Raw genomic sequence first — 21246 nt, forward strand, 5'->3', positions numbered from 1 at the left:
TGGTGTGTGGTGATGTCTGCAAGTGACGAAGAGGAAATCGAACTTTATCTTGAGTTTCAAAAGGATACTGACGCGCGGTTACTTGCGCCACCGAAGATAGGTGGCATCGCTATTGAGTTTCCATTCGAAGACAGATGGCGAGAGAGTAGAATTTGGGCAGGTTATCTCAACGCAAGTCTGATCTTGCTTCGAGAGATGCTACTAACGCCATTGTTGGCCAGCACCTTGATTTTTCCCGCGCTATTTAATTTTCGCCACGCTGTTGAAGTCGCACTTAAGTGGCACATCCAATATGCAGGCGGAGAAATTCCCAAAGGTGCTGGGCACGACCTATATGTGCTTGTTGAAGCGTTTCGAAACGCCACAAGCAATTTTGATAGCGATGCCAAATGCTGTTTGGAGCATATGCTCGCGCGCATAGTTGAACTGGCTTCTATCGACCCGCGTTCGATAACCTTCCGCTATTCGACCGAGCTGGACGGCTCTCCTATTCGAATTGCCACAGAGTGCCTGGATTTACGGAGTCTTTACTTCGTGATCGAGGATTTCTCGAATTGGCTCACTGATCTCTCGATAGAAATCGACCTATATCAAAATTGAGAACACCAAATTCATCGAAATGACAGCGCGCGCCCGTCACTCCCACTCGATTGTTCCAAATCTAGTTAGGTCCTTGATATAGCTAGGTTTTTTCGTGCCGCGCGAAAAGCCGACCCATGGGCCGTCAAAATGTTACAGTTTTGATTTCAAAGGGGAAAAATAGCACGAAAATTTTTTGTGCGGTTTCGGCATCTATCGAAGTCGATCGCCTTTCCGGACCCACTGACCGGCCAAAGACGCCTCTCAGGGGAGAGAGGGTCCGCGTTCCGTGACACCGGCCGCAACCTTCAGAATATGATAGCTCGCGGCAAGGAAGCCGGTGCTGGTTTATCAGAAGGCCCCGCAGGCGGCAGCGGCGGAATAGTCAGAGCCAGCGGCGAACCTTGGCCTTGTAGCGGCGGTAGTCGTCGCCGAACTTCGCTTCGAGATAGCGCTCCTCGCGGACGATCACCTGCGTCTGGATCGCGATCAGCACCAACGGGAGCAAGGCGAAGGCGATCGGCCCGTCGAAGCCGATCGCAAGGCCGGCATAGACAAGTGCCATGCCGAGATACATGGGATTGCGGGTCCACCGATAAGGACCGGTCGTTGCGATAAGGGTCGTTGGTTGCCACGGCGGAACGTTGGTGCCAAGCCGCCGGAACAGCCCCGCCGCCGCAAGCATCATCCCCGCGCCGGCAACGAACAGCAGCGCGCCCGTCGCGGCCAGCAACCGCCAGTCGATGCCGAAAGAGCGCAGGGTGACGAACCGCTCCGCCGCCAGCCCCAACAGCAGCGCTCCCAGATAGACGAAGGGCGGAGGGAAGCGCACACCCGCACTGTCCGGTTCGACGGCCATGCTCATCTCCAATCTATGCTCTCAAACTAGCATCGACTGCTGGGCGAAGATACCCGCCATCGCGCCTTGCCATGATGCCGTGGTGACCGAGGGCATGCCGAGGTTGGCGAGGTCGCCGGCGGCGTAGATGCCGGGCATGCTGGTTTCGCGGCGCTCGTCGACCTTGAGGGCGATGCCGAGGGGCGTATCGACCGTGGCGAGACCCAGTGATTCATGCAGGCTTGCGGACGGCTTGTTGCGCGGATGCGCGAACAGGATGTCGACCGCGACATCGGGGCCGGTATCGAGCTTGACGGTGGCGCTATGGCCCCCGTGACGGGCGATCTCGGTGATCCGGCCCTCGACGACAGGTATGTTGCGACGCGCCAGATCGGCCCGGATATCGGAAGGAATGTCGTGACCATCGGCAAAGAGCGTCAACCTGTCGGTCCAATCGTGGAACAGCTTGACCTGATTGTGCGACTGCGGGCCGGACCAGACGAGGCCCCAATGCTGGCCGGCGACTTCAAAGCCGTCGCAATAGGGACAGGGCACGATGGACGTGCCCCAGCCTTCGGCAAAGCCCGGAACATCAGGCATCTGGTCGGCGACGCCATAACTCAGGATCAGACGGCGCGCCCCAAGGCTTGCGCCATCGCCAGTGAGGACCGAGAAATTGTCGATGGTACCAGAGATGCTGTCGGCCCGGACATTGACCAGCCTGATCGTGGGATAGCGCGCCAACTGCTGCCGCGCCTCGGCCAGGATGTCCAGCGGTGGCTTGTGATCGTGGCCGAGCAGACCATGCGAGCGGCCGGCGAAGCGGTTGCGTGGCAGGCCGGTATCGAGAACGGTGACCTTGCGGCGGGCACGGCCGAGCTGCAGGGCGCCGGCGAGGCCGGCAAAGCTGCCGCCGATGATGATGACGTCATCCATGGCGATGGGCTCCGTGTTGTGGTTGGGCTGGGCCTAGCTTGCACATTTTAGAAACTGTATGGTATCGTAATTCAGGAATTAGGATACTGTCAAGGACTGGAATTGTCGTGACCGAAAACAGCCAGGGCCGGCGTGGCCGGCCCATCAACGAGGCGCTTGGCCAAACCATAGTCGACGCCGCGGGCGAACTCTTTGCAGAATTGGGTTTTCAAGCGACGACATTGGACAAGGTCGCCCAGCGAGCGAAGATATCCAAGCTCAGCATTTACAGGCACTTCGAGAACAAGGAGGCTCTGTTTGGCGCGGCGTTTGCGGCCCGCTGCCAGCAGTTAATACCACAGGCGCTTTTTGAAGGCGTCGACGGTTCGGCCGAAGATCAGCTCATGGCGGTGGGATCATCGCTGCTTCGCACGCTGTTGCGCCCGGACGTGCGCAGTGTCGAAGCCATGGTCATGGCCGACGTGACGAGTCAAAAGTCGTTGAGCAAGCTCCATTATGAAGCCGGCCCCGCCCACATCATCGCCCAAATCGAGGCCCTGTTGCGTCAATTGCATGCGAAGGCGGTTCTGAACGTGCCCGATCCTCACCGGTCCGCCCGCTTGTTTGCCGCGCTTTTCAAAGGATCCGATCTCCTGACTATCGCACGCTTCGATCAGGCGAGAGCAGAGGACGACAACGAAATCGAATCCTATTGCCGGTCAGCTGTTGCCATGTTCATCGCCGCGCACGGTGGCAACGACCACGCGGGCGGATAGCCTAGACGAGGCCGCGAAGGAGGGCGGCGAGCAACCAATAACGCCCGCTTTTTTGGGAGGCGCCATTCAAACACAGCCCAAATGGATGAAACAGACACGGCAGCGAAAATTGGCGCTTAGACTGCGCGATCACCACCGTTCCCCCTCACTCCCATTCGATCGTGCCCGGCGGCTTGCTCGTCACATCGTAGACCACGCGGTTGATGCCGCGGACTTCGTTGATGATGCGGGTGGCGGCCCGGCCGAGGAATTCCATGTCGTAGTGGTAGAAATCCGCCGTCATGCCGTCGACGGAGGTCACGGCGCGCAGTGCGCAGACGAATTCATAGGTGCGGCCGTCGCCCATGACGCCGACGGTCTGGACGGGCAGCAGCACGGCGAAAGCCTGCCAGATCGCATCGTAGAGACCGGCCTTGCGGATCTCGTCGAGATAGATCGCATCGGCTTCGCGCAGGATATCGAGCTTCTCGCGGGTGATGCCGCCTGGGCAGCGGATGGCAAGGCCTGGACCCGGGAAGGGATGACGGCCGATAAAGCTGTCCGGCAGGCCGAGTTCCTTGCCGAGAGCGCGTACTTCATCCTTGAAGAGTTCGCGCAGCGGCTCGACGAGCTGCATCTTCATGCGCTCCGGCAGGCCGCCGACATTGTGGTGCGACTTGATGGTGACGGAAGGGCCGCCGGTGAAGGAGACCGATTCGATCACATCGGGATAGAGCGTGCCCTGGCCGAGGAAATCGGCGCCGCCGAGCTTCTTCGCCTCGTCCTCGAAAGTCTCGATGAATAGGCGGCCGATGATCTTGCGCTTGGTTTCCGGGTCGGAAACGCCTTCGAGCTCGCCGATGAAGCGGTCGGCGGCGTCGACATGGATCAGGTGCAGATTGTAGTGCTCGCGGAACATGGCGACGACGCCTGCGGCCTCGTCCTTGCGCATAAGGCCGTGGTCGACGAGGATGCAGGTCAACTGGTCGCCGACGGCTTCGTGAATGAGCAAGGCTGCAACCGAGGAATCCACGCCGCCTGATAGCGCGCAGATGACGCGCTTGTCGCCGACTTGGCGGCGGATGTCCTCGACAGCCTTCTGGCGGTAGGCGGACATGGTCCAGTCCCCCTGGATGCCGGCGATGTTGTGGATGAAATTCGCGATCAGCTTGGCGCCATCGGGGGTATGCACGACTTCCGGATGGAACTGCACGCCGTAATATTTGCGTTTCTCGTCGGCAATGAAGGCGTAAGGCGCGTTGGACGAGGTTGCGACAACCTCGAAGCCCTCGGGCAGTTTCGTCACGCGGTCGCCGTGGCTCATCCAGACCTGATGGCGCGAACCCTTGGACCAGAGGCCTTCGAACAAGGCGCAGTCCTCATCGACCTCGAGGAATGCACGGCCGAATTCGCGGTGATGACCGCTTTCCACCATGCCGCCGAGCTGCATGCACATCGTCTGCTGGCCATAGCAGATGCCGAAGACCGGAAGGCCGCTGTCGAAGATGACCTGCGGCGCCCGGGGCGATCCTTCATCGACCGTCGAGGCCGGGCTGCCGGACAGGATCACGGCTTTCGGCTGAAGGCGCCTGAAGCCCTCCTCGGCAGACTGGAAGGGAACGATCTCGCAATAGACACCAGTTTCGCGCACGCGTCGTGCGATGAGCTGGGTCACCTGGCTGCCGAAATCGACGATGAGAACGCTATCGGGATGTGCTGTCTGGGTCATGGCGAGCCTTTAATGAAAAGCGCCTCTTCTTGCAATCCGGGAATTCGGCCGCAGCCGGGTTTTATTGTCCCGATTGTCCCTGTTCTCAGCGCTTGAAGCGTGTCGCGATCGTTCAAATTCGCTGCCACGCTTCAAGCTTTTGTCTTCGCATGTCATTATCGTAAAGCCGCGGCACACTTTTGCGCGACATGCTTCAGAACCAGAAAACGCCGTCTTCCAAAGCGGTAAACAGGCTGTCGACGGCGTAGGAAAGCTTGCGGTCGACGATATGCAGATATTCGGTCCAGCCGGAAATATGCTGCAGCTCGACCGCGCCGTCGGAAATGCCGCGAAGGCCGATCAGCGGCAGTTTGTATCCCTGGCAGGCGCGCAGCACGGCATAGGTCTCCATGTCGACCATGTCGGCTGTGATATTGGCGTAGGCGGCACCCGAGACGACGTTGCCGCCGGTGGAAAGGGTGGCCTCGGGAATGCCGGGAATACGCAGCGGCAGTTCGAGATCGGCCGGCAGGTCGAGAAACGGCGTCTTGCCCTTTTCGAAGCCGAGCGGTGAGGCGTCCATGTCACGATAGGAGACGGCGGTGACCTGATAGACTTCGGTCTGCTGCAGGCGCGCCGAACCGGCAGAGCCGAGCGAGACGACCAGATCGGGCAGATCGTCGGACGCATCGAGACGGGAGAGCGACTTGGAGATCGCGATTGCAGCCTCGACAGGGCCAACGCCGGTCATCAGCGGCTCGATACGCGAACGCAGGAAGGGACCATATTCGGCCTCCGCGGCCATGACGAACAGGATGGACTTGCCTGCGACCGACTTCAGTTCGAATTTCATCCCGTAATTCCCTCTCTTCCGCGAATGACCATCATCGTCCCGGTCATGGACGCGATGAGCTTGGCCGGCCCGTCGCTGATCGCATAACCTCGCCCATCGGCGACGATGATGTTGGAGCCGGGCTTGGTGATCTCGCCCCTGAAGAGGAAGCGCTCGCCGCGCCCCGGCGACATGAGGTTGACCTTGAACTCGATCGTGAGGATCGAGGCATCGACATCGATAACACTATAGGCGGCAAAACCGCAGGCCGAATCGAGCGCCGCGGAAATGATGCCCGCGTGCAAAATGCCGTGCTGCTGTGTCAGTTTGACGTCGAAGGGAAGTTCGATTTCCACCATGCCGTGCTCGACGCGCGTCAGCTCCGCGCCGATCGTATGCATGGCCGCCTGGCGGGAAAAATTCTGGCGGATCCGTTCCCGGAAATCGCCCCTGTCGGTGTCGTTCATCGCAGTCCCTCTCACCGCCGCGAAAGTGGCATGGCCGGGCGGATTCGACAAGATTGCAATCCGGCTCACTGAGCTTTTGTCTCAAGCTACGGCTTTTCGATCACGTGGCCTGTCGGATGTTTGTCCGCGCAATCTCTTGCGGTTGAGAATCGCTTTTGCTTATTTTGCCACGGGATCTCTTCTGAATGACGCTCAACAGGATTATGATCAATCAAACCTGAGGGCGAGCTAATGAAAACGTTTTCTCAATCTATGAGCGATTACGAGGCGTGGCTGGCAAACGAGCTGCAGGGCGAGTTCGTGCAGGACGATATTGACGAGAAACACCGGAAGATGTGCGAGGACGCCTTCGTCTTCTTGCGCGCAACCTACTGGCGTTGGGCGGAGATCATCTACGACGTCAGGCCGGAGCTTGCCGACATGCCGCAAGTGCTGTCGATCGGCGACACGCATCTGGAGAATTTCGGCACCTGGCGGGATATCGAGGGGCGGCTCGTCTGGGGCGCCAATGATTTCGATGACGCGGTGATCATGCCCTATGGGCTGGATCTCGTGCGGCTGGTGGCGAGCGCCGTTCTGGCTCAGCCGGACGACGGGATTTCCGGCAGGGCGATCGCCGAGCTCATCCTCGCCGGCTATGTGCGCGGCCTCGATCACCCGGCTCCGATCATCCTGGAGCGCGATCATCCTTGGCTCCGCGATAAACTTTTGCTTTCGGAGGATGAGCGGAAAAACTTCTGGAAAAAATGCGACAAGCGTAAGCCCGGCAAAAAGCCGGCACCCGGCCGTTTTGTCGAGGCCTTGAAAAATGCTCTGCCGAAAGGTTCGGGAAGTGTCACGCCGGTGCCGGTGACGAAGGGGACAGGAAGTCTCGGGCGGCCGCGTTTCGTCGCCTATGTGAAGGAGTGGCGCGGCGGACCCGTGCTGCGTGAAGCCAAGGCGCTAGTGCCCTCCGCCTGGTCGCTGGCAAGGTCCGGAGATCACGTCATCAGAACGGGGGTCATCGCCGCCGGGCGGATGCGCAGCCCCGATTCCCATTTCATGGTGACCGGTCGAATTCTCGTTCGCAGGCTTTCGCCGAACAGCCGCAAGATCGAGATCAAGACCGATGCCAAGACCCTGTTGAACGGTTCAATGCTGGAATTGATGGGCTTCGAGATCGCCAACTGTCATTCAGATGACGCAGCAAGTGCTGCGGCAATTCGCAATGATCTGCGTTCCCGCGGCCAGGATTGGCTCTACGAGGCAGCACGGGCAGCAGCGGAAGCCATTGAAAGGGACTGGAAGGCTTACCGCAGCAAAGCTTGTTGAGCGATGCGCACGATATGCTGGTCCCATGCGACATCGCTATGGGTCGAAAGGAAGTCGCCGTCATAGGATGAAACGGCAAAGCCACTGGGAGCAGGCGCAATGCCGGCGGCATCGGGAATGCTTTCCTCGCGCAGCACCTTGCCCGTTTTCGCATCGATGGTGACGGACGCACCGGCGATCGGCGAGGTGACGCCGACGAGCCCGTCCTTCCGGTTGACCGCGATCGCACCGACATAGTTGGCAAGCCGCCGTGTCGTCTCCTCGGGCAGATCGATGAAAACAAGATCCTCGCCCTTGGCGAAATGGCCGACGAGCGGCGGCAGATCCCTGCGGTGCCCCTCGTACTGGCAGGCAAACCAGATGCGGCCGCTGGCATCGATATCGACATGCCGCGTCGAGACTGACGACCATTGCGGCGGCAGCGCATGTTTTTCGATCAGTGCGCCGGTCGACGCATCGACGAGCGCCAGCGACGGCTGCATATTGCCGACATTGAGCTTGGTGCGGCCAAAGTCCGGATGGGTCTCGATGCCGCCATTGGCGACGATCAGCATGCGGCCGTCATCGGAAACCGTCATGTCATGCGGGCCGACGCCATAGGTTTCATATTCGCCGATGCGGACGAAACGATTCGTCGCGTCGTAGAGGCCGATCATGCCCCTGTTGTTGTCGAAGTCGTTCTCGCTGGCATAGAGCAGCCGCCCATCCGGCGAAAAGGCACCGTGGCCGTAGAAATGCCGGCCTTCCGGCGAGGTGATGACGATGGGTTCGCCCTTGTTCCAGGGATCGAAGATCATGGCGAAAGTGCCGGGCCGGCGGGCGAAGGCGACTGTGTGCCCAGTTGCGCTGCAATGGGCCATACCATGGGCGCGGGCGGGAAGCACCACCTGATCGACGATCTCCCCGCGTTCGGTGACCGTCGCCACGGCAAAGGAGCCGTTGGCAGCACGGATGCCAGAGGCATAGACTGCATCCGCGCGGTCGAGCGCCAACAGCGCCTGTGGCTTCAGCGCGGCCAGGAAGCCGATGCCGGCGGCCTTGATGAAGCCGCGTCGGTCGATGGCGGCGTTGCGCCACATCGGCTCAGTCTCCGTCCGAGAAGGAGAAGCCCGCCGAAAGGCCGATCGCGGCGCCATACTGGTCGCTGATCGTGGTGATGAGGTCGCGGCTTTCCGTCAGCAGCGTATCGAGCTTGGCCTTTTCCGCATCGCTGACGGCGACTTCGATATCCGGGTTCAGCTTGGAGACGCTGTCGATGATCGTCTTGAGCTTGGTGTCGATCGCATCGGCAATCTGCTTCTTTTCCGGCGGCAGCAACTCGGCCATGCCGGCCTTCTGCCAGAGCGTTCGGATGCCCTCAAGATTGGCGGCCATGGACTTCCAGGTATTCTTCGAACGCCAGTAGATCGCCATGCGCGGGCGGGCAGGCGTATCCTTGCCCTTGTAGAACTGCTCCAGCCGCTGGTCGCGGACATTTTCAGCACCATGGACGAGGATACCGAGAAGGGCGGTGACAGCCTCCTTGTTATCCATGAAATCGTCGCTCTGCGGTCCGGGATGCTTCCAGCTCGCCTGCACGCCGTCAGGCTTCTCCCAGGCCGCGACGACTTCGCCAGCCTCGCGCTGGATATTGCCGGCGACCGCCTGGCCGTAGAGGCAGCGGAAGCCACCCTTCTGGTTGATCAGGTCGTCGGAACCATTGCCGTAAAGCACATATTCCAGCGCGGTCAGGCCCTGCAAGGCCACACTCTTGCCGGCGATGGCATCGACGGTCGCGTCCTTCGGATCGGCCTTGGCGATCAGCGCCTGAACCTGCTTGAGGCCGACACCCTTGCGGTCGGGATAGAAGAGGATGTGCTCGAAGAGATTGTCCTGGATGACAGGGCCGGTCTGCACGATCTCGATCGTCGACCAGTAGCGGATCGTATCGTCGAAGGCGGACTTGGCGCGGTCGAGCGTCTGCTGCGTACCGAAAGCGCAGAGGTCGTTCATGGCGGTCGTCAGGCGTGCGGCCGATTGCTGCATGTTGCGGTAGCCGGGCCGAATGACCTCATCGACGGCACGCTGCATGACCGATGGCACGGCATCCTCGTTGAGGCCCGAAGCGGGCGGCGCGGCGCTCTGGGCGGCAGCCGATGTGGCAAGGCCGGTCAAGGCGAGGCAAAGGAGGGTGTGCCAGGGGCGCATCAGAGTGACTCCAGGAATGTAATCAGGGCCTCTCTATCGTCTTTTGACAGCGAGGAGAATGTGTTGCGGGCTTTTTCAGCTTCGCCGCCATGCCAGAGAATTGCTTCGGTGAGATTTCTGGCGCGGCCGTCGTGCAGGAAGAAGCTGTGTCCGCTGACAGTCCGGGTCAGTCCTATACCCCATAGCGGTGGCGTGCGCCATTCACGTCCGCTTGCAAGCCCCACTTGCTGTCCGTCGGCCAGATCGTCGCCCATGTCGTGCAGCAGGAAATCGGAATAGGGCCAGATGAGCTGGAAGGATTGCGCCTTCTCAGCCGTATCGCGTCGGGTGACGAACTTCGGAACATGGCAGGAAATGCAGCCCGAATCGTAGAAAAGCTGCTTACCACGCAGCGTGCCGGCAAAGCTTGCCTTGCGGCGGGCCGGTGCCGCGAGGTTCTCGGAATAGAAGGTGACGAGATCGAGTACCGGGCCGGGCGCTTCCTCGTTGCCGAGGCGTTTCTGTACGCCATCAGGCATGGCGAGGCACTTTGTCTCAGCCGCGGTGCAATCGCCATGGGCATCTGGTTTGTCCGGTGTCGAAATGCCGATATCGTTGGAGAAGGCGTCGGCGCTCTGATCGCGCACATTGGCGTTCTGCGCCTTCCAGCCGAAACGACCGAGCGTGATCTCGCCGGTGCGATGGTCGCGTACGATGGCGGCCTTGCCGGATATGCCGTCGTGATCGAGATCATCGGGATCGGCATGCGCGAGAATATCCGCCGCGGGAATTGCCTCGATCAGCCCGAGGCCGATCATCGCCGGGGCGACGCGTGCTGAGATCGTTGTTGCCGGATCGAGCGGCCCGTAGGCGAGATCCTTGGCGGAATAAGCGGGTCTGCGCAGGCTAACCGTCTCCCCGCCCGCAAGCGTGACGGTCTCCTCGATATAGGTGACAGCAACCTTGCCTTCGGCGGCAAGCCCCGGAACCGCGAGGTCCTGAAGTTGGTGGCCGTAAATAGGATCGGGGAAATTGACGATATCGGCGTCGGCGATTGCTTTTTCTTCCTCCGCTGTCTTCGCTGCACGGGCAATGCGCAGGACCATCGAGGTAGCGCTTGGACCACCCTCCGGCGGTTTGCCGCGACCGTCATTGGCGTGGCAGCTCATGCAGGAACGGGCGTTGAAGAGCGGGCCGAGCCCATCAGATGCCTGCGTAGACGAGGGCGCGGAAACCCAGAGCTTGCGGAAGAGCGCATTGCCGAGCCGGAAATTCTGTTCTTCCTCGAAGGGGATATTGGCCGAGATATGCGAGAAGCTGTCTTCGTTGACCGGATCGATGGATGTTGCCGCACCTGCCTGCATGGCTTCGTAGGACTCGGCCTTGCTGAAATCATGCGCCGGCCTGACGATATCGGCGACGCGCTTCAGGTCGGCATCGGAAAGATCGGTCCGTGTGGTCGGAAGATCGAAGGCGCCGGCGATTGCGACGGGAAGCCCGGCAAGCGAGGCGCAGAAAGCTGCGCTGACAAGGAGACGGCGGGCCGGGTTATGCGACATTTCAAGGGTCCGGGCCGCTCCGGTTTCAGAGCGGCCCGCCTTTTTGCTTATTTGAAGACAGCGTTAGGATTATCCAGGCTGTCGGAACCTTCAAGCTCGACAGTGCCGAGGTCAAGTGCGGCAATAACGCGCTGGACCGACTTCGTCTGGTCGATGAGACCGTCGATGGCAGCCTGGACGACAGCGTTGCCTTCCTTGTTGCCCTCGCCGATCATCTGGTCGTACTTCTCGACTGTCTCGCCGCGCTTGGCCATGGCGTGCATGGCATCCAGCGTCTTATTGAGCTTGCCGGTCATCTCGGCGTCGAGAGCCTTGTCCTTGGCGGCAACGAGGTCGTGTAACGACGGGCCGGTCATCTTGGTGCCGTCGACGCGGCTGTATTCGCCCGTATAGGCGGCAGCGATGCCGATCGCATCGTTCAGGTGCGAGTTGTAGGTGTTGTCGGAGAAGCAATCGTGCTCTTCTTCCGGATCGTGCAGCAGCAGGCCGAGCTTCATGCGTTCGCCGGCGAGCTCACCGTAGGAGAGCGAACCCATGCCCGTCAGGATGGCGACGAGGCCAGCCTTCGGATCGGCTTCGACATGCTTGGTGGCTTCGCCATCCGCTGCCCAGTCGTCGGTCATTTCCTGCAGGTCGGAAACGAGCAGCGTGGAAGCCGACTTCAGATATTCGGCGCGGCGGTCGCAATTGCCATGTGTGCAATTCTTCAGATCGTAATCGCTGGCAGGACGCTCGCCCGCACCTGGCCCCGTGCCATGCAGGTCCTGGCCCCAGAGCAGGAATTCGATGGCATGGTAGCCGGTCGCGACATTGGCTTCGATACCGCCGGCCTCGGCCAGCGTGCCGGAGAGGAATTCCGGCGTCAGCCTGGAAGCATCGACATCCTTGCCGTCGATCTTGATCGTCTTGTTGGCGATGACATTGGCGACATAGAGAGAGTTCTCGTCGCTTTCCGTGCCGTAGGAGGGATCCACGTAATCGATCAGGCCTTCATCGAGCGGCCACGCGTTGACCTTGCCCTCCCAGTCGTCGACAACTGGGTTGCCGAAACGGTAAACTTCGGTCTGCTGGTAGGGAACACGCGCCTTGATCCATGCGTCCTTGGCAGCCTTCAGCGTCTTATCATCAGGCGTCTTAAGAAACGTGTCGATGGCCGCGTCGAGCGCCTTGGCTGTCGTCAGCGAGTCTTCGTACTTGGCATGAGCGATTTCGGCATAGTGTTTCACGACAGCGGCTGCGTCGGTTGCCGCATGCGCGGGAAGGGCGAGCAGGGCGGCGGGGGCAATCGCCAGCGCGGCTGCTCGGAATGTGCGGTTGAGCTTCATAATCCTCTCCTGTGACGGATTTCCGTCTGAATCCGCCGTTCGTCTCTTCGCCCAAAAGCAAACTGGTGTCAAACACTCTAGTTTGGAATGGTTTTAAGGATGGATTTCCGCGATCATTCTGTCTGTTTGAAAAGCATTTGCTTGAAAATTCGGCATGACGCGCGCTATTTATCGCGCACTCTGCTCAATCCTTCATCTGACCCGCCGAATACTCCCTCATCCGACCGGCCTTCATGCGTCATCACATCAGGCATTTCATTCATCGCCACGAACCGAAGGGCGCATTCCATGCGCACCTCAAGTCTGGAATTGGCGCCGTTATAGGCATGGTTTCAGTCGGTACACTTGCCATCACGACAGGCATTCCGCTGCTGATCGCGCCCTTCGGCGCAACGGCGGTGCTGATCTTCGGACAACCGAAGAGCCCGCTTGCCCAACCGGCCAATGTCATCGGCGGTTATGTCCTTGCTGCTGCAGTCGGTGCCGCAGCCGCTTTCTTCTTTCCGGGTCTATGGTGGGTCGCGGCAATCGCCGTCGGCATCGCGATCGCCGCCATGCTGGCGCTGAGGGTCACGCATCCGCCGGCAGGTGCCGTGCCGCTTGTTGCTCTCGGCTCGCATCTCGGCGGATTGACGCTGTTTGCAGTCGTGCTGCTCGGTGGCGTTCTGCTGGTTGCGATCGCCGTCGTGCACCATCTCATCCCGCCGCGGCATCAATATCCGCTCCGGGCGCCGTCGCCGTAAGGCTCAGCCTTTCCTTTTGAGGCGGCAGAAGAAGAAGCCGTCAGTATCCGTCGAGGCCGGCGTCAGGGTGATCGTCTTGCCGTCGGAAGAGCGCGGGCGTGTGCTCTCCTCGCCGAACAGGCTATCCCAGGCAGGCAGAGCACCGACGATTTCGAAATCGCCGTTGTCGGCGGCAAAGCGCCGCACCTGTACTTCGTTTTCCTGCGGCAGCACCGAGCAGGTCACGTAGATGAGTTCGCCGCCGGGGCGCACGAAGCCGCTTGCCTGTTTCAGCGCATCCTGCTGCTGGGCGGTGCGTTCGTCGAGGTTCTTGGCGGTCAGCCGCCATTTCGTATCCGGGCGGCGGCGCCACGTGCCCGTGCCGGTGCAGGGCGCATCGACCAAAACCTTGTCGCAGCGGTCGCGCAGGCCGGACAGGCCTCTGATATCGTCATGGACCTGAACGTTGCGTGTGCCGGCGCGCTTCAGCCGCTCGATGATCGGCGCAAGCCGCTTGCGGTCTGCATCATACGCGTGGACCTGGCCCTTGTTGTGCATGGTGGCCGCCATGGCGAGCGTCTTGCCGCCGCCGCCGGCGCAGTAATCCAGCACCTGCTCGCCATCGCTAGGCAGCACGAGATCGGCAACGATCTGCGATCCCTCGTCCTGAACCTCGAACCAACCTTTCTGGAACGAAAGCTCGGCCGTCACGTTGGGCAAGCGTGAGGCACCCTCGCCGGCGGGAATCCGGATGCCGTAGCGTGCGATCTTCGCTTTATTGGCACCGGCGCGTTCCAGCGCCTTGACGGCCTTTTCGCGGGTGGCCTTCAGGATATTGGCGCGCAGATCAAGCGTCGGGCGCCCGGCAAGCGCCTGTGCTTCGGAAAGCCAGTTGTCACCGAAAGCCTGTTCGAAGGAGGATTGAACCCATTCGGGAATATCGCCCTGCACATGCGGGGCCGCATCGGAAAGAGAGCGGTTTTCGAAGGCCGCGAGCGCCTCGGCCGAAAGCGGCGTCGGTGCGAACTTGTCGTCGGCGAGTTCCGCAGCCAGCGTTTCCGGCGTAAAACCCCACTGGCGGAACATGACGGCATGCGCAATGGCAACGGCGCTGTCGTCGTCCATCAGATAGGCATGGGAGAGCCGCATGCGCAGCGCGTCATAGACGATGTTGCCGATCGCCGCCCGGTCGCCGGAGCCGGCGAAACGGTGGGCGAGGCCCCAGTCCTTTAGTGCATCGGCGACAGGCCTTTTACGGGCGTCGATATCAGCCAGAACCGAAATCGCCCCTTCGAGGCGGCCGCCCAAACGCATTCAAACTTCTCCTGTTGCCTTGTCTGGTGAACGATCCGCGCAAAATGAGCCCTCGGAGACCTGATCGGCAGGGCGGATTGTTCACAAGTCTCAACCGCGTGGTTACCCGCGATTGACGGCAAGAGCAAGCGCCGCATCCGGCGCAGGGATTGTGCGGAGGACTTGGCCTCAGCTGATGACTTCGTAGCAGACCTTCGCAGTGCCCGAGGAGACCATGCCGATATTCTGTGCAGCAGCGCGCGACAGATCGAGCACGCGGCCACGGATAAACGGACCACGATCATTGATGCGAACGACGACGCTGCGGCCGTTGTTGCGGTTGGTGACCTTCACCTTGGTGCCGAACGCCAGAGAGCGATGTGCGGCAGTATAGATGGCCGGGTTCATGCGTTCCCCGGAAGCAGTTTTGGAGCGAAGTGCGTACCACGAAGCACCGCCACATCCGTTAGCAGCAAACCCTTCCGCCGGAAGGACGAAAGAACATGCTGCAATGGCCGCGGTGGTGATTAGAGAACGGCAGATTTTCTTCAAAACGGATTGTCCCTCAACTATTGAACTTGCGCCTTCGCAGGCGGTGGGGCTTCAATCCGGGGAAAAGTGGCGAAAAAGTGCCGATGACGATCACGGAACATTACGTTCTGTAATATTTGTGATCTCAATAACATTGCGGTAGCAGGACACCGCTTTCGCAAGGTTTGGAAAAACATAATAAAATCAGTTCAAATCCGAATAATTTTTTCGGATAAACGGTAAACAATCGATAGTCACTGGAAATCACAAAATTTTTTTTCTCCGCTTGCCATATTTGACGCCATATTTGCGCAAATTTAGGGGCCGTTAACCATAATGCGGAGCGAAATTCAGTTCCCAAAAATTAGAAAGTAGGAAATTTCTACTCTTTATGGGCTATAACCCCCTCACCCGAATGAGAGGGTGTCTTCAACCTCTCCAATGGCCATTTTGCCAGAGTTGGGCGAGCGACATCGGATAGTTCGGGAAGGCAAAACGGAAGCCCGCAGCCTTCAATTTGGCATTCGAAACCCGCTTGTTCTCACCATAGAAAGAGCGGGCCATAGCCGTCATCTCTGCCGTCTCGAAAGCCTGTTCCGGCGGCGGCTCGACGCCCATCAGGCGAGCCGCTTCGACGATGACGTCCTGCGGCGGACCGGGCTGATCGTCAGTGACATTATAGATGCCGCCGAGCGCGTGCTCCGACAGAAAGCGGGTGGAAGCGCCGATGTCTTCGACGCGGATGCGGTTGAAGACCTGCTCCTTCTTGATGATACGACGCGCCGTACCGCGATCGAGATTGACGAAAGCGTTGCGTCCCGGCCCATAGATACCTGAGAGACGCAAAATTGCGGCCGGCACGCCGCGGGCGTGTCCAAGTGCCAGCCAGGCCTCCTCAGCTTCCAACCGTTCCTTCGAGCGGCCGGAGACCGGAACGCAAAGGGCTTCTTCCGTCACCCAGCCGCCCTTATGATCGCCATAGACGCCGACGGTGGAGAGATAGCCGATCCATTGGAGCTTCGGCAGAAGTGCCGCGCCATCCTGACCAAGCAATGCAAGCAGCGGATCGGTGTCGCGCGGCGCAATCGACTGGACGAGATGAGTAACGTCTGCCATGGCAGCCTGCAGCTCGGCGCTCAAGGTCTCGCCATCAAAAAGGAAGGCTTCAATCCCGGCTCTCCGCAGTTCTCCGGCTTTTTCCGGAGAACGGGTCGTGCCGGAGGTGCGCACGCCGCTCTCACCAAAGGCCTTGGCGATTGCTGTACCGGAATAACCGCAGCCAAAGATCATCACATGCATCAGCTTACTCCTGCCATTCGCCACTCGCCGAGGACATCCTCGTCCGACTCACTTTCCCTTTGTGCGGCAAAGATGTCGAATTCGCCAGCCTTCATGAGCCGCGACAATGCCCAGACCGCCATGCCGCGCACGGCAGGCGAGGCATCGGTGGCCAGAATGCGACATTGCTCGATGAGGCTGCGCTCACCGGAATTGCCGGCGGCGATCAGTACATTGCGGATGAAGCGGTCGCGGCCGATGCGCTTGACCGGCGAGCCGCTGAAGAAGCTGCGAAAGGCCGGATCGTCAAGCGTGAGAAGGAAGGCGATGGACGGCTCCTTCAGATCTTCGCGTGCCTTCAGCTTCATTTCCGAGGCTTCGCTTGCGAACTTGTTCCACGGGCAGGCAGCAAGACAGTCGTCGCAGCCATAGATGCGATTGCCGATCAGCTGCCGGAATTCAGGATCGATCGGTCCCTTGTGCTCGATCGTCAGATACGAGATGCAGCGGCGCGCATCGATCTGATAGGGCGCCGGAAAGGCGGCGGTCGGGCAGGCATCGAGGCAGGCGCGGCAGGAGCCGCAATGATCCGTCTCGGGCATATCTATATTGAGATCGGCGGTCGTGAACATCGAGCCGAGGAAAAGCCAGGAGCCATGTTCGCGGCTGAGAAGGTTGGTGTGTTTGCCCTGCCAGCCAAGCCCGGCCGCTGCCGCCAGCGGCTTTTCCATGACCGGTGCGGTATCGACGAAGACCTTCACATCTGCGCCCGCCTTGGCGGCAAAACGCGTGGCGATCTCCTTCAGCCGGCCCTTGATGACATCATGGTAATCGCGATTGCGGGCATAGACGGAGATCGCCGCCTTGTCCTTCTTGTCGAGAATGCTGCGCGGATCTTCCTCAGGCCCGTAATTGAGGCCGAAGACCGCGACCGAGCGCACATCGCTCCAGAGCGTGCGTGGATCGCCACGGCGCTCTCGCGTCTCGGCCATCCATTCCATCGTTCCATGCCGGCCGGCATCGATGAACTGGCCGAGCCGCTCCTTTGCGTCAGGAATCGAATCCGGACGGGTGACGCGACAGAGATCAAAGCCGAGAGCGAGTGATTCCGCCTTCAGGAAGGCGGTCAAATTGTCGCGGCGCTTGCGCTCTTTTATATCATCGATTTTTGCGTCGGGCATGAAAAGCCCTCGTCAGAAATCCAGGTCGGCATAGTGGGAAACCGGCGTCAGGCCGCGCACGCGTTCGGTCAGAAGCGGGCGGAAGGAGGGGCGCGATTTCAGCCGCTGATACCAGTCCTTGGCAAGCGGCGATTCCGACCAGTCGATCTCACCGAGATAATCAAGGATGGAGATGGAGGCGGCGGCCGCAAGATCGGCATAGCTCATCCGGTCGCCGGCGAGCCATTGGCGCGAGCCTGCAAGCCATGTGAGATAACGCATATGCTGGCGGATATTGGCACGCGCCGTACGCAACATCTTGGAATCCGGGGCTCCGCCGCCCTGGTCCGCCGTCATCTGCAGCTTGTAGACGCGCTCACGCGCCAGCGGCTTGGTGACGTCGTTTTCCATCTTCTGCATGAACCATTCCGTCAGGCGGCGGATTTCCGCGCGCTGGAACGGGTCCTCGGCAAGCAGCCGACGATCGCGCTTTAGTACGCCATGCGTCTCGTCGAGATATTCGGAAATGACGGTCGCGCCACAGAGCGCCCGCATGCTGTCGTCGACATAGACAGGCAGCGTGCCCGCCGGATTGAGCGCCAGGAAGTCCCGGCGCTTCTCCCAGGTCTGTTCCTCGATCAGCTCCGCCTGATAGCCGTATTCCGCCAGAATGAGCCTGACGAAGCGAGATGCGGACGACATGGGATGATGATAAAGCGTGGGCATCGATACTCGGACTTTTGATTGTGGTGCATGGGTTCAAGGGCGCGCCACTTATACCGCCCTAGTCATGACTCATTAGTTGAAGCTATAGGAGCTTGGCCCCGCCAATACAAGCGAATCGGGGCTATCTGCCTGACGAGGGACAAAACATGGCTGCCTGAATCATCGCAACTCCCCCTTCTCGCCTTTTCTTGCCTCCCGCTCTGGCGAATGATGATTGTGCAGTGCAATATAAGTCTGACCGCCATTCCAGTCCGACCGAACCCCACACCGGAGACACTTTATGGACTATATAAACTCTATAATTCTGGGCATTATAGAAGGGATCACAGAGTTCCTGCCGATTTCGAGCACCGGCCACCTGATCATTGCGGAACAGTGGCTCGGCGCCCGCACCGACACATTCAATATTGTCATTCAGGCCGGCGCGATCCTCGCCGTCACGATCATCTACTGGCGTCGTCTGCTCGATCTGCTGCTTGGCTGGCGCGATCCGCAACACCGCGATTATGCTTTTAAGTTGATTGTCGCCTTTCTGATAACGGCGGTCCTTGGACTGGTGGTCAAGAAGCTCGGGTTCGAACTGCCTGAGAACGCAACGCCGGTTGCCTGGGCGCTCATCATCGGCGGTATCTGGATGATCTTTGCCGAATGGGCCGCTGCCCGCCGCCCTCCGAGCTCTCACATCACCTGGCTCGTTGCCATTCTGGTCGGTATCGCCCAGGTCGTTGCCGGCGTCTTCCCAGGAACGTCCCGCTCTGGCGCCACGATCTTCGTCGCCATGCTGGCCGGCACGGGCAACCGCGCCGCGGCAACCGAATTCGCCTTCCTCGTCGGCATTCCGACGATGTATGCAGCAAGCGCCTTCTCGCTTCTGGAAACCTTCAGGGATGGCGGTGCGGCAAACGAAGATTGGACCGCGCTCGGCATTGCCTTCGTCGTTTCGACGATCGTTGCCTTCATCGCCGTCAAGTGGTTGCTGGCCTACATCAGGAGCAACCGTTTTACGGTCTTCGCGATCTATCGCATCATTTTGGGTATTGTGCTGCTCGGCATGGCGATGACCGGCATGATCGCCTGAGTCGCGAAACCTGCGAGCGATCGAATATGTGTCGCTCGCACCGGGATAAAAACCAAAGCCGGTTCGAAAGGACCGGCTTTTTATCGAAGCATGTCGCGCAAAAGTGTACAGCGGTTTTGCGATAACGACATGCGTAAAACAAAGGCCTGAAGCGTGGCAAGCGATCTGAAAGATCGTGAACGCTTTAGTGGGTAATGGAGGCCGTCGAGCAGGGATCGACGCCGTAGGCCGGCGAGCAACCGCCCTTCACCGCTGCGACGGAGCCCGGCGCAATGAAGGAGCCTGCGAGGATGACAAGTGCCGCACACGCAAAAAGAAGCGCGATTGACTTACCCATTAGAAATAGCCTTTCACAGTGATTGCCGCACGCCTGCGAGGCGCTTGAGTCTGTCTGAAGACGCGCGGGGGTGTTTAGTCAGTGGAGTAGCAAATAGCAATAAATGTTCCTGCTAAATTTGGTGTTAATTCCACTAAATTTCCTATGCGTCTTTTAGGCAACGTCACACACTATGAAACGCGTCATAACACGCTGGGCTTGCGCCAGATTTGCGCCTCACAAAAAAGAAAAACGCCGCCCGCGAAACTTCACGAGCGGCGCTTGAACTGTCGGCTATCGATTATCAGGCAGCCTTGCCGGAGCCGGTATACTGGCCGTGCGGGCGGTATTGCACGAGGTAGGATTCGAGAACCGAAGCCGCCATCGTAGGCGTTATGCCGAGGCCCTTGAGCGTACGGCCTTCGGCTTCGGCTTCCTTCGAAACGACATTGTCATGCTTCAGCAGCTTAACCTGATCCGGTGTGATCGGCGGTGTGATGAACGGCACCAGCGAAGCTATGCTGCCGATCAGCGATGCGATGCCGAAGGGAAGGGAAACGAGCCGGTTCTTGCGAGCCGTGACCTTCAGCATGGTCTCGAGACATTCACGGAAGCTCAGGACTTCAGGGCCGCCGAGCTCATAGATCTTTCCACCTTCGATCTTGCCGTCGACGGCGCGGGCAACGGCCTCGGCGACATCTTCGACATAAACCGGCTGGAATTTCGTTTTGCCGCCGCCGACGAGCGGCAGCACCGGGAACATGCGCGCCATGTTGGCGAACTTGTTGAAGAAGCTGTCTTCCGGGCCGAAGACGATAGACGGACGGAAGATCACTGCGTCAGGCTTGATCGACAGGATGGCTGCTTCCGCGCGGCCCTTGGTGCGGCCGTAACTGGACTGCGAGCCGGAGTTTGCACCGATAGCCGAGAGGTGAGTGAGCGTTGCACCAGCATTGCGGGCGGCTTCAGCCACCGCACGGCCGCCAAATTCCTGCACGGCATCGAATGTGTTGCGGCCGCTCTCGAAGAGGATACCGACGCAATTGATGACGTGGTCGGCACCTTCGACGGCGCGGTCGATCGAATTGCGGTAGCGCAGGTTGGCCTGAACGAAGGAGATCTGGCCGACATTGCCGAGCGGCTGCAGGAAGCCCGCGAGATCGGGGCGGCGAACGGCGACACGGATACGGTAGCCGCGCTTGGCCAGTACACGCACGACGTGTCTGCCGATGAAACCAGACCCTCCGAACACGGTGACGAGCGGCGGCAGGTTAGCAAGGGTCATGGCAGGCTCCTCGAAAGGCTTTGGAATGCTGTGGTGGATTTCGTCTTAGCCGAATCCCGGTGCGACGAAAAGGGCCATCGCGCCGCAGTTCTTACCTGTTCGAAACTGGTTCAGATGCCTTCGACGACGACCATTTCGGCATCAGCCACCTCATGGCGGATTTTTGCGGCGATCTGGTATTCCGGTGAATTATAGCAGTCGACGGCATGCTGCATCGAGGGAAATTCGATGACGACGTTACGGGCGCGCGCCCTGCCTTCAAGCTCGGTGATTGCGCCGCCACGGGCGAGAAAGTTCGCACCGTATTTTTCAAAGGCTGGCTTTGCAGCTGCGACATAATCCTTGTAGCGCTCGAGGTCGCGTACATCGACGCGGGCGATCCAGTATCCCTTGGCCATTCTT

At 60.0% G+C, this 21246-nt stretch carries 22 protein-coding genes; 5 read left to right on the top strand and 17 right to left on the bottom strand.

All coding sequences use genetic code 11. From position 1 onward, the window contains the following. Window positions 1-12 precede the first annotated feature (12 nt). A complete protein-coding gene (locus tag FHT82_RS07075; RefSeq protein WP_183727760.1) occupies window positions 13-600 on the top strand; it encodes a hypothetical protein in 588 nt (195 codons plus the stop codon). Window positions 601-964: 364 nt separating this feature from the next. Here the strand turns inward: FHT82_RS07075 and FHT82_RS07080 are convergent, their stop codons facing one another. Together FHT82_RS07080 and FHT82_RS07085 are read right to left on the bottom strand one after the other, a co-directional pair. Beyond that, window positions 965-1438 (bottom strand): isoprenylcysteine carboxylmethyltransferase family protein, encoded by a 474-nt coding sequence (locus FHT82_RS07080; protein ID WP_183727762.1) that lies wholly within the window; start codon window positions 1436-1438, stop codon window positions 965-967. Window positions 1439-1459: 21 nt separating this feature from the next. Beyond that, window positions 1460-2353, bottom strand: a complete 894-nt coding sequence (locus FHT82_RS07085) for an NAD(P)/FAD-dependent oxidoreductase (protein ID WP_183727764.1) — start codon at window positions 2351-2353, stop codon at window positions 1460-1462. Window positions 2354-2460: 107 nt separating this feature from the next. On the opposite strand from FHT82_RS07085, the gene FHT82_RS07090 reads away from it, so the two are divergent. After that, on the top strand, window positions 2461-3108 hold the full coding sequence (locus FHT82_RS07090; protein ID WP_183727766.1) for a TetR/AcrR family transcriptional regulator: 648 nt from the start codon (window positions 2461-2463) through the stop codon (window positions 3106-3108). Between the two features lie 145 nt (window positions 3109-3253). Here FHT82_RS07090 and guaA read toward each other — a convergent pair whose 3' ends face one another. From guaA to FHT82_RS07105, 3 genes are all read right to left on the bottom strand, one after another. After that, window positions 3254-4816, bottom strand: a complete 1563-nt coding sequence (gene guaA, locus FHT82_RS07095; RefSeq protein ID WP_183727768.1) for a glutamine-hydrolyzing GMP synthase — start codon at window positions 4814-4816, stop codon at window positions 3254-3256. Between the two features lie 193 nt (window positions 4817-5009). Further along, the gene (locus FHT82_RS07100; protein WP_183727770.1) at window positions 5010-5648 is read right to left on the bottom strand and encodes a 5'-methylthioadenosine/S-adenosylhomocysteine nucleosidase; all 639 of its coding nucleotides are present in this window, start codon (window positions 5646-5648) and stop codon (window positions 5010-5012) included. Further along, entirely contained in the window at window positions 5645-6094 is a 450-nt protein-coding gene (locus FHT82_RS07105) for a PaaI family thioesterase (RefSeq protein WP_183727772.1), read from the bottom strand. Before FHT82_RS07105 ends, FHT82_RS07100 begins: the two co-directional genes overlap by 4 nt. Window positions 6095-6325: 231 nt before the next feature. On the opposite strand from FHT82_RS07105, the gene FHT82_RS07110 reads away from it, so the two are divergent. Then, window positions 6326-7405 (top strand): DUF2252 family protein, encoded by a 1080-nt coding sequence (locus FHT82_RS07110; protein WP_183727774.1) that lies wholly within the window; start codon window positions 6326-6328, stop codon window positions 7403-7405. Here FHT82_RS07110 and FHT82_RS07115 read toward each other — a convergent pair. The 4 genes from FHT82_RS07115 to FHT82_RS07130 are packed head-to-tail and all read right to left on the bottom strand — an operon-like array spanning window position 7384 to window position 12455. Next, window positions 7384-8484 (bottom strand): DUF1513 domain-containing protein, encoded by a 1101-nt coding sequence (locus FHT82_RS07115; RefSeq protein WP_183727776.1) that lies wholly within the window; start codon window positions 8482-8484, stop codon window positions 7384-7386. The genes FHT82_RS07110 and FHT82_RS07115 overlap by 22 nt on opposite strands. 4 nt (window positions 8485-8488) lie before the next feature. Further along, entirely contained in the window at window positions 8489-9592 is a 1104-nt protein-coding gene (locus tag FHT82_RS07120) for an imelysin family protein (protein WP_183727778.1), read from the bottom strand. Then, a complete protein-coding gene (locus FHT82_RS07125; RefSeq protein ID WP_183727780.1) occupies window positions 9592-11130 on the bottom strand; it encodes a di-heme oxidoredictase family protein in 1539 nt (512 codons plus the stop codon). Before FHT82_RS07125 ends, FHT82_RS07120 begins: the two co-directional genes overlap by 1 nt. Before the next feature lie 47 nt (window positions 11131-11177). Continuing rightward, on the bottom strand, window positions 11178-12455 hold the full coding sequence (locus tag FHT82_RS07130) for an imelysin family protein (protein ID WP_183727781.1): 1278 nt from the start codon (window positions 12453-12455) through the stop codon (window positions 11178-11180). A gap of 233 nt (window positions 12456-12688) precedes the next feature. Here FHT82_RS07130 and FHT82_RS07135 point away from each other — a divergent pair, with 233 nt between their 5' ends. Then, window positions 12689-13198 (top strand): HPP family protein, encoded by a 510-nt coding sequence (locus FHT82_RS07135; RefSeq protein WP_183727783.1) that lies wholly within the window; start codon window positions 12689-12691, stop codon window positions 13196-13198. Window positions 13199-13201: 3 nt separating this feature from the next. Here FHT82_RS07135 and FHT82_RS07140 read toward each other — a convergent pair whose 3' ends face one another. The 5 genes from FHT82_RS07140 to FHT82_RS07160 all read right to left on the bottom strand — a co-directional run bounded on the left by FHT82_RS07140 (window position 13202) and on the right by FHT82_RS07160 (window position 18165). Then, window positions 13202-14491, bottom strand: coding sequence for an RsmB/NOP family class I SAM-dependent RNA methyltransferase (locus FHT82_RS07140; protein WP_183727785.1), 1290 nt, complete (start codon window positions 14489-14491; stop codon window positions 13202-13204). A 168-nt stretch (window positions 14492-14659) separates the two neighbouring features. Beyond that, window positions 14660-15022 (bottom strand): septal ring lytic transglycosylase RlpA family protein, encoded by a 363-nt coding sequence (locus FHT82_RS07145; RefSeq protein ID WP_183727787.1) that lies wholly within the window; start codon window positions 15020-15022, stop codon window positions 14660-14662. Window positions 15023-15430: 408 nt separating this feature from the next. After that, on the bottom strand, window positions 15431-16300 hold the full coding sequence (locus FHT82_RS07150) for an SDR family oxidoreductase (RefSeq protein ID WP_183727788.1): 870 nt from the start codon (window positions 16298-16300) through the stop codon (window positions 15431-15433). After that, complete coding sequence (gene queG / locus FHT82_RS07155; RefSeq protein ID WP_183727790.1) at window positions 16300-17460, bottom strand: tRNA epoxyqueuosine(34) reductase QueG; 1161 nt, start codon at window positions 17458-17460, stop codon at window positions 16300-16302. The genes FHT82_RS07150 and queG overlap by 1 nt, the downstream gene beginning before the upstream one ends. A gap of 12 nt (window positions 17461-17472) precedes the next feature. Then, the gene (locus FHT82_RS07160) at window positions 17473-18165 is read right to left on the bottom strand and encodes a glutathione S-transferase family protein (RefSeq protein ID WP_113298271.1); all 693 of its coding nucleotides are present in this window, start codon (window positions 18163-18165) and stop codon (window positions 17473-17475) included. A gap of 280 nt (window positions 18166-18445) precedes the next feature. Between FHT82_RS07160 and FHT82_RS07165 the strand changes: the two genes are divergently transcribed. After that, a complete protein-coding gene (locus FHT82_RS07165) occupies window positions 18446-19243 on the top strand; it encodes an undecaprenyl-diphosphate phosphatase (RefSeq protein ID WP_183727792.1) in 798 nt (265 codons plus the stop codon). A gap of 184 nt (window positions 19244-19427) precedes the next feature. Here FHT82_RS07165 and FHT82_RS07170 read toward each other — a convergent pair whose 3' ends face one another. From FHT82_RS07170 to FHT82_RS07180, 3 genes are all read right to left on the bottom strand, one after another. Then, window positions 19428-19580, bottom strand: coding sequence for a hypothetical protein (locus FHT82_RS07170; protein WP_165911864.1), 153 nt, complete (start codon window positions 19578-19580; stop codon window positions 19428-19430). A gap of 283 nt (window positions 19581-19863) precedes the next feature. Then, a complete protein-coding gene (locus tag FHT82_RS07175) occupies window positions 19864-20844 on the bottom strand; it encodes a complex I NDUFA9 subunit family protein (RefSeq protein ID WP_183727794.1) in 981 nt (326 codons plus the stop codon). A 110-nt stretch (window positions 20845-20954) separates the two neighbouring features. Continuing rightward, complete coding sequence (locus tag FHT82_RS07180; RefSeq protein WP_183727796.1) at window positions 20955-21242, bottom strand: DUF1330 domain-containing protein; 288 nt, start codon at window positions 21240-21242, stop codon at window positions 20955-20957. Between the last annotated feature and the right edge of the window lie 4 nt (window positions 21243-21246).

The organism is Rhizobium sp. BK275, assembly GCF_014193555.1.
GTDB lineage: Bacteria > Pseudomonadota > Alphaproteobacteria > Rhizobiales > Rhizobiaceae > Rhizobium.

What these genes read in the sequence shown, in the direction of transcription:
- FHT82_RS07075 (WP_183727760.1), top strand. Translation starts at nt 13, where the DNA reads ATGTCTGCAAGTGACGAAGAGGAAATCGAACTTTATCTTGAGTTTCAA.
- FHT82_RS07080 (WP_183727762.1), bottom strand. Translation starts at nt 1,438, where the DNA reads ATGGCCGTCGAACCGGACAGTGCGGGTGTGCGCTTCCCTCCGCCCTTC.
- FHT82_RS07085 (WP_183727764.1), bottom strand. Translation starts at nt 2,353, where the DNA reads ATGGATGACGTCATCATCATCGGCGGCAGCTTTGCCGGCCTCGCCGGC.
- guaA (WP_183727768.1), bottom strand. Translation starts at nt 4,816, where the DNA reads ATGACCCAGACAGCACATCCCGATAGCGTTCTCATCGTCGATTTCGGC.
- FHT82_RS07100 (WP_183727770.1), bottom strand. Translation starts at nt 5,648, where the DNA reads ATGAAATTCGAACTGAAGTCGGTCGCAGGCAAGTCCATCCTGTTCGTC.
- FHT82_RS07105 (WP_183727772.1), bottom strand. Translation starts at nt 6,094, where the DNA reads ATGAACGACACCGACAGGGGCGATTTCCGGGAACGGATCCGCCAGAAT.
- FHT82_RS07110 (WP_183727774.1), top strand. Translation starts at nt 6,326, where the DNA reads ATGAAAACGTTTTCTCAATCTATGAGCGATTACGAGGCGTGGCTGGCA.
- FHT82_RS07115 (WP_183727776.1), bottom strand. Translation starts at nt 8,484, where the DNA reads ATGTGGCGCAACGCCGCCATCGACCGACGCGGCTTCATCAAGGCCGCC.
- FHT82_RS07120 (WP_183727778.1), bottom strand. Translation starts at nt 9,592, where the DNA reads ATGCGCCCCTGGCACACCCTCCTTTGCCTCGCCTTGACCGGCCTTGCC.
- FHT82_RS07125 (WP_183727780.1), bottom strand. Translation starts at nt 11,130, where the DNA reads ATGTCGCATAACCCGGCCCGCCGTCTCCTTGTCAGCGCAGCTTTCTGC.
- FHT82_RS07130 (WP_183727781.1), bottom strand. Translation starts at nt 12,455, where the DNA reads ATGAAGCTCAACCGCACATTCCGAGCAGCCGCGCTGGCGATTGCCCCC.
- FHT82_RS07135 (WP_183727783.1), top strand. Translation starts at nt 12,689, where the DNA reads ATGCGTCATCACATCAGGCATTTCATTCATCGCCACGAACCGAAGGGC.
- FHT82_RS07140 (WP_183727785.1), bottom strand. Translation starts at nt 14,491, where the DNA reads ATGCGTTTGGGCGGCCGCCTCGAAGGGGCGATTTCGGTTCTGGCTGAT.
- FHT82_RS07150 (WP_183727788.1), bottom strand. Translation starts at nt 16,300, where the DNA reads ATGCATGTGATGATCTTTGGCTGCGGTTATTCCGGTACAGCAATCGCC.
- queG (WP_183727790.1), bottom strand. Translation starts at nt 17,460, where the DNA reads ATGCCCGACGCAAAAATCGATGATATAAAAGAGCGCAAGCGCCGCGAC.
- FHT82_RS07160 (WP_113298271.1), bottom strand. Translation starts at nt 18,165, where the DNA reads ATGCCCACGCTTTATCATCATCCCATGTCGTCCGCATCTCGCTTCGTC.
- FHT82_RS07165 (WP_183727792.1), top strand. Translation starts at nt 18,446, where the DNA reads ATGGACTATATAAACTCTATAATTCTGGGCATTATAGAAGGGATCACA.
- FHT82_RS07170 (WP_165911864.1), bottom strand. Translation starts at nt 19,580, where the DNA reads ATGGGTAAGTCAATCGCGCTTCTTTTTGCGTGTGCGGCACTTGTCATC.
- FHT82_RS07175 (WP_183727794.1), bottom strand. Translation starts at nt 20,844, where the DNA reads ATGACCCTTGCTAACCTGCCGCCGCTCGTCACCGTGTTCGGAGGGTCT.
- FHT82_RS07180 (WP_183727796.1), bottom strand. Translation starts at nt 21,242, where the DNA reads ATGGCCAAGGGATACTGGATCGCCCGCGTCGATGTACGCGACCTCGAG.